This is a genomic window from Pseudomonas sp. S32 (genome assembly GCF_016648095.1).
Taxonomy (GTDB): Bacteria; Pseudomonadota; Gammaproteobacteria; order Pseudomonadales; family Pseudomonadaceae; genus Aquipseudomonas; species Aquipseudomonas parafulva.
Map to the genome: position 1 here is coordinate 1 of NZ_JACVVF010000090.1, position 7,078 is coordinate 7,078.

Below are 7,078 nucleotides of genomic sequence, written 5' to 3' on the forward strand. Positions count from 1 at the left end.
CGCGCGGCGCATCGCGAGCTGCGCTCGCTCCTACGTTTGTTTCGGGCCAATCAGGCGTGGGCCATTTGTGCGCAGCCCCTGGCGATAGGCGCGAGCAAATCTCTATTTCTTTATATATAGGCAGGAAGGAAGATGAAGCAGCTTCATCACACCAGCGCCGCTGCTGGCCCAAAGAACTCGTAACGGCTCTGCTGCTCTGGCACCCCCAACGCCATCAACTGCCGCTTCACCGCCGCCATGAACGGTTTGGGCCCTAGGAAGTAAGCATCGACATCGCGCTCACGAGGCATCCATTCACCCAGCAGGTCCTCGGTCAACAGGCCAATCGCATCAGCCTGCCCGGCGTCATCCGGCTCGGCATAGCAGTAAAAGCGCGTTAGCTGCGGGTGTTGTGCTGCCAGCGCGTCGACCCAGTCGCGGAACGCATGCACCGCGCCATTGCGCGCGCAGTGGATGAAGTGCACTGGCCGCCCGGTTTGCAAGGCTGCTTGCAGCATTGCCAAGGTCGGCGTAATACCCACGCCGCCGCTGATCAACAGCAAAGGCTTGTCGCTCTCGGCCAGCGTGAAATCCCCCGCCGGCGGGAACATCTGCACGGTCTGCCCCACCCTCAGTTGATCGTGCAGGTAGTTGGACACCTTGCCACCGGCTTCGCGCTTCACGCTGATACGGTACTGCTCGCCGTCGCATAAGGCGGACAGCGAGTAGTTGCGCCGCTGCTCGGCACCCTCGATGAGCAGTTTGAGGCCGATGTACTGGCCAGGCTCAGCCTTGAGCACCGGTTTGCCGTCCACCGGGGCAAAGTAGAACGAGACGATCTCGCTGCTCTCCTGCTCGCGGCGCACCAGGCGAAACTCGCGAGTACCGCGCCAGCCGCCCTCGGCCTCTTCCTTCTGCTTGTACAGGCCTTCCTCGGCACCGATCAGGATGTCTGCCAACTGCCCATAGGCGGCAGCCCAGGCGTCGATGACTGCAGGCGTGGCAATGTCCTTGCCCAGCACTTCCTCGATGGCACGCAGCAGGCAACTGCCCACGATGGGATAGTGCTCAGGCAAAATTTGCAAAGCCACGTGCTTGTTGATGATCTGCCCTACCAGGCCACCCAGTTGCTCCAGCTGGTCGATGTGGCGGGCGTACATCAGCACACCGTTGGCCAGCGCACGGGGCTGGTCACCGCTGGCCTGGTGGGCCTGGTTGAACAGCGGGCGCACCTGCGGGTACTCGGCGAGCATCATCTGGTAAAAATGGGTGGTCAGCGCCTCGCCACCGCTTTCCAGCAGGGGCACAGTGGCCTTGATGATTGCACGTTGTTCGGCATTGAGCATTGGGTAACTCCTGAGCCTTTGGCTTCGAATGATTGCCCTAGGCATTTCACCATTCATGCCAACTCGTAGAGCCCGTGATTCCGGGCCTTTCGATCATCACCATGTCAAAACGACAACGCCACGCGTATAGTCATATAGACCCACTGGAGTCCATATGACCGCAAAGCCCCTGCTCACCGCCCTACTGCCACTGGTCAGCGACCTGTCACGAGACCTGCCCGATCAGGAACGCTATCGAAGGCTCTTGCAAGCCATGCGCAGCCTGTTGCCCTGCGACGCGGCAGCGTTGTTGCGCCTGGACGGGGAATGGCTGGTACCGCTGGCGGTGGATGGCCTGAGTCCCGATACACTGGGCCGGCGCTTCCGCGTCAGTGAGCACCCGCGCTTCCAGCAACTGCTGAGCCGCCCTTCCCCTACCCGCTTCCCTAGCGACTCAGACTTACCGGACCCCTACGATGGTCTGGTCAACGCCCCAGGCGTCGACCTGGAGGTTCACGACTGCATGGGCTGCCCGCTGATGGTCGATGAACAACCCTGGGGGCTTGTCACCCTGGACGCCCTGACCCCCGGGCAGTTCCAGAGCCTGGAGCTGGACGCCCTGCAAGCGTTCGCCAGCCTGGCCGCGGCTACGGTGACCGTTGCCGAGCGCATCGAGCACCTGGCCCTGCGCGCCGAGGACGAGCACCAGCGCGCCGAGGTGTACCGCCAGGCCAGCGGCCAGGACAAGGAACTGATCGGCCAGAGCCCTGCACACAAACGCCTGGTGGATGAAATTCGCCTGGTGGGCGGCAGCGACCTCACCGTGCTGATCAGTGGCGAGACCGGCGTGGGCAAGGAGCTGGTAGCCCAGGCCCTGCACAAGGCGAGCAACCGCGCCGGCAAACCGATGGTCAGCCTGAACTGCGCAGCCCTGCCCGATACCCTGGTGGAAAGCGAACTGTTCGGCCATGTCCGCGGTGCGTTCACCGGCGCCCACGGCGAGCGCCGCGGCAAGTTCGAGCTGGCCAACGGTGGCACCCTGTTCCTTGACGAGGTGGGCGAACTGCCGTTGACCGTGCAAGCCAAGCTGCTTCGGGTACTGCAAAGCGGCCAGCTGCAGCGCCTGGGTTCGGACCGCGAGCACCGCGTGGACGTGCGCCTGATTGCAGCCACCAACCGCGACCTGGCAGCTGAAGTGCGCGAGGGCCGGTTCCGGGCAGACTTTTATCACCGCCTCAGCGTGTACCCTCTGCACGTCCCCCCACTGCGGGAAAGAGGCCGCGATGTGCTGCTATTGGCGGGTTATTTTCTGGAACAGAACCGATCACGCCTGGGTTTGAACAGCCTTCGACTGAGCCCTGACGGGCAGGCGGCGCTGGTTGCCTATGGCTGGCCTGGCAATGTGCGCGAACTGGAGCACCTGATCGGCCGCTCCGCCCTCAAGGCCCTCGGGCAACATGCACAGCGCCCGCGCATCCTCACCCTTGAGGCTGCCGACCTGGACCTGCGCCCCTCAGCACTGCCAACCGTAGACACCCCCTCCCAGCAACCCGATACGGCGGCGCCGCTGCCCACAACCGGGCTGCGCGAAGCAGTCGATGCCTACCAGCGGCAGGTGATCGAAAACTGCCTGCAACGGCATCAGGAAAACTGGGCAGCTGCCTCCCGAGAGCTTGGCCTGGACCGCGCCAACCTGAGCCGATTGGCCCGCAGACTGGGCCTTCGCTGAGGTTTTCTCACAAAAGGATTAACCCAGAAAGCCATCTGGTTGCTTCTTGCGTGGCTGCTATATCTCCCTAACCACCCACATCTTGACCAGGCGGTCGAGGCTGCGCGCAGGCGCCCTACAAGGGCCGGTGACGCAGTGGCGGCCCCAGGGTTTCGGGCCGGGGGATTCGCACACCAGCAGGGAGCTACCTATGGAAAACATCGTCGTCGCCGATAAGCAATCCGCCGTCGCCACCCAGAACGCCTGGGGCAACATCAGCCTGAACGGACCCGGTGTGGTCCAGATGCCCGTCTCCCCCGACCAGGTCGCCAACGTCACCCAGCGCGGGCAAGACCTGATCGTCACCCTCAAGTCCGGCGAAAAAGTCACCATCGGTAACTTCTTCGCAGTGAACCAGGCAGGCGTCGGCAGCGACATGGTCTTCGTCGGCGAAGACGGCACCCTGTGGCACGCTGACTACGACGCGGCGGCATTTACCGGCTTCACCTTCAATGAGGTCGCCTCGCTGGACGAGCTGGTAGCCGGCATCGGTACAGCGGGTGAAGCGATGCCAACCTGGGCAATTGCGGGCCTTAGCCTGCTGGGTGTAGGGGGTGGTGCAGCAGCGGTTTCCGGTGGCGGAGGTGGCGGAGGTGGCGGTGGCAGCACCCCAGCACCGGATACCACAGCCCCGGCGACACCCATCGACTTGCTGGTATCACCCGACGGGCTGCGCCTTTCCGGCCGTGGCGAGGCAGGCGCAACGGTCAATGTCCGGGATGCGGCGGGGAACGTGATTGGTAATGGCACCGTCGGCGCAGACGGTAGCTTCGAGGTTGCGCTCAACCCACCGCAGGTCAACAACGAAAACCTGCAGGTAACCTTGACCGACGGGGCTGGCAACGAGTCGGCACCGGGAACGGTTACTGCCCCGGATGCGACCGCCCCCCTTCCCCCTGTCGATCTGGCCATCGACGCCCAGGGCGTTACGCTGACCGGCCGGGGTGAACCAGGCACCACCGTGAACGTCCGCGACGCCGCTGGCAATGTGATCGGCAGCGGCAGTGTGGCAGCTGACGGCAGCTTCAGCGTTGTATTGAGCCCTGCGCAGATCAACAGCGAGAGTTTGCAGGTGACCTTGACCGATGCCGCCGGCAATGTCTCGCTGGCCGGCAGCATCACTGCACCCGATCTGACCCCCCCTCTCGCACCGACTGATCTGGCTGTGAGCGCTCAAGGCACAACGCTCACAGGCCGCGCCGAGCCGGGCTCGAGCGTCGCGGTAAGGGGCGCGGGTGGGGTGTTGTTGGGCACTGCTACAGCCGGTGCCGATGGGCTGTTCAGCATCACCCTGCAACCTGCCCAGACAGATGGGCAAGGCTTGACGGTGACGGCTACCGATGCGGCCGGCAACCTTTCACCCGGCGCCACCATCACTGCGCCGGACATCGACGGCGTCGATACCACACCGCCTGGTGCACCGGTCGATCTGGTGGTTGGCCTTGCCGGAACGCGACTGACTGGCCGAGGTGAAGCCGGCACCACCGTGCAGGTGCGTGATGCCGCAGGTAATGTCATTGCCATTGGAACCGTAGGGCCGGATGGCACATTTGCGGTGTCGCTGGACCCTGCTGTGAAAGACGGGAGCACCCTGCAAGTCACTCTCACCGATGCCGCTGGCAATGTTTCGCCCCCCGGCAGCGTCGCGTCGCCAGACCTCACTGCTCCCGCACAACCCACCGACTTGGCCTTGGCAGACGGCGTGACCTTCACCGGCCGCGGTGAACCAGGCGCCACGGTTCAGGTGCGTGATGCCGCTGGCGCCCTGATCGGCACTGGCGTTGTCGGTTCGGACGGGCTGTTCAGCCTGACCTTGTCCCCTGCCCAGGCCAACGGCCAAGCCCTGGATGTGCGGCTGGTCGATGCTGCCGGTAACGTATCGGCACCTCTGCAATTCGATGCACCCGACATCACCCCGCCAGATGCGGTGACAAACATCTTGATCGGCCCAGGCGGCACTGCCCTGAGCGGGCGAGGCGAAGCCGGCGCCACCGTCGAGGTGCGAGATGCCGACGGCAATCTACTGGGCCGTGGCGTGGTCACTGCCAACGGCACCTTCCTGGTCAGCCTCGATCCTGCTGCACAGCCGGGCGAGCAATTGAGCCTGGTGCAGATCGACCCAAGCGGTAACGCTTCGGTTGCCGTGGATTACGAGGTTCCCGTTACTACTGCACCAGAAAGCCCAACCAATCTGGCCATTAATGCGGACGGTACAGCGCTGACGGGTACTGCGCCGGCTGGCTCTCGCGTAGAAGTCCGTGGGGCAGACGGCACATTAATCGGTAGTGCTGTCGCTAATGCCGATGGCACCTTCAGCATCCCGCTCAATCCAGCCCAAGCCAACGGTGAATTGCTGGACGTAGTCGCCATCGAAAACGGCCTGTCTTCCCTCCCCGCCCAAGTCACTGCACCCGATATCACTGCACCTGCGGCACCGACCGAATTGGCCGTCAGCGCAGACGGGACTGTGATTACTGGCCGCGCAGAACCGGGTAGCACCGTACGTATATTGGCGGCTAACGGCACTGAGCTTGGCACCGCAGTGGTTGGCGCAACGGGCTTGTTCAGCATCAATCTGACACCTCCTCAGGTGGATGGCGAAGTGCTGCAAGCCACCGCTACAGATGCCGCTGGCAATACATCCACTGCCAGTACCGTGACCGCGCCGGACATCGACGGCGTCGATACCACTCCACCGGCTGCCCCAGTGGATCTGGCGATCGGTTTAGCGGGCACTCAGCTCACCGGTCGCGGCGAAGCCGGTGCTACCGTGCAGATTCGTGATGCCGCAGGTAATGTCATTGCCACTGGGACTGTAGGGCCGGATGGCATATTTGCAGTGTCGCTCAACCCCGCAGTGAAAGACGGCAGCACCCTGCAAGTCACCCTCACCGATGCCGCTGGCAATGTATCGCCCCCCGGCAGCGTCGCCTCGCCGGACCTCACTGCTCCCGCACAACCCACCGACTTGGCCTTGGCAGACGGCGTGACCTTCACCGGCCGCGGTGAACCAGGCGCCACGGTTCAGGTGCGTGATGCCGCTGGCGCCCTGATCGGCACTGGCGTTGTCGGGTCTGACGGGCTGTTCAGCCTGACGTTGTCGCCAGCCCAAGCCAATGGCCAGCCACTGGATGTACGGCTGGTCGATGCTGCAGGCAACGTTTCTGCACCCCTGCAATTCGATGCACCCGACATCACCCCGCCCGATGCTGTGACCAATATCCTGGTCGGCCCTGGCGGCACTGCCCTGAGTGGGCGAGGCGAAGCCGGCGCCACCGTCGAGGTGCGAGATGCCGATGGCAATCTACTGGGCCGTGGCCTGGTCACCGCCAACGGCACCTTCCTGGTCAGCCTCGATCCTGCTGCACAGCCGGGCGAGCAATTGAGCCTGGTGCAGGTCGACCCAAGCGGTAACGCCTCGGTCGCCGTCGATTACGAGGTTCCTCTTACCACCGCGCCGGAGAGCCCGACCAACCTGACCGTCAATGCGGACGGCACGGTTCTAACCGGCACAGCACCTGCCGGTGCTCGCGTAGAGGTACGCGGCACGGATGGAGCCCTGATCGGCAGCGCCACCGCCAATGCCGATGGCACCTTCAGCATCCCGCTCAATCCAGCCCAAGCCAACGGTGAATTGCTGGACGTAGTCGCCATCGAAAACGGCCTGTCTTCCCTCCCCGCTCAAGTCACAGCACCCGATATCACTGCACCTGCGGCACCGACCGAATTGGCCGTCAGCGCAGACGGCACTGTAATTACTGGTCGCGCAGAACCGGGTAGCACCGTACGTATCCTGGGTGCCAACGGTACTGAACTTGGCACCGCAGTGGTCGGCGCAACGGGCTTGTTCAGCATCAGCCTGACGCCACCCCAGGTGGATGGCGAAGTGCTGCAAGCCACCGCTACAGATGCGGCTGGCAATACATCCACTGCCAGCACCGTGACCGCGCCGGACATCGACGGCGTCGATACCACGCCACCAGCTGCCCCGGTGGATCTGGCGATC

3 protein-coding genes are annotated in these 7,078 nt (G+C 64.0%); 2 read left to right on the forward strand and 1 reads right to left on the reverse strand.

Annotation, left to right across the window (positions count from 1 at the left end):
• Nucleotides 1-146: 146 nt before the first annotated feature.
• Nucleotides 147-1,325, reverse strand: a complete 1,179-nt coding sequence (gene hmpA / locus IAE38_RS23420; RefSeq protein WP_201219543.1) for an NO-inducible flavohemoprotein — start codon at nt 1,323-1,325, stop codon at nt 147-149.
• A gap of 154 nt (nt 1,326-1,479) precedes the next feature.
• On the opposite strand from hmpA, the gene norR reads away from it, so the two are divergent.
• Both norR and IAE38_RS23430 read left to right on the forward strand, forming a co-directional pair.
• Complete coding sequence (norR, locus tag IAE38_RS23425; protein ID WP_201163771.1) at nt 1,480-3,033, forward strand: nitric oxide reductase transcriptional regulator NorR; 1,554 nt, start codon at nt 1,480-1,482, stop codon at nt 3,031-3,033.
• 190 nt (nt 3,034-3,223) lie between these two features.
• Nucleotides 3,224-7,078 (forward strand): Ig-like domain-containing protein (locus IAE38_RS23430; protein ID WP_201219551.1); only part of this gene is annotated, 3,855 nt, incomplete at its 3' end.

Excerpts from the sequence above, each read along its gene's own strand:
- hmpA (WP_201219543.1), bottom strand. The coding sequence starts at position 1,325 with ATGCTCAATGCCGAACAACGTGCAATCATCAAGGCCACTGTGCCCCTG.
- norR (WP_201163771.1), top strand. The coding sequence starts at position 1,480 with ATGACCGCAAAGCCCCTGCTCACCGCCCTACTGCCACTGGTCAGCGAC.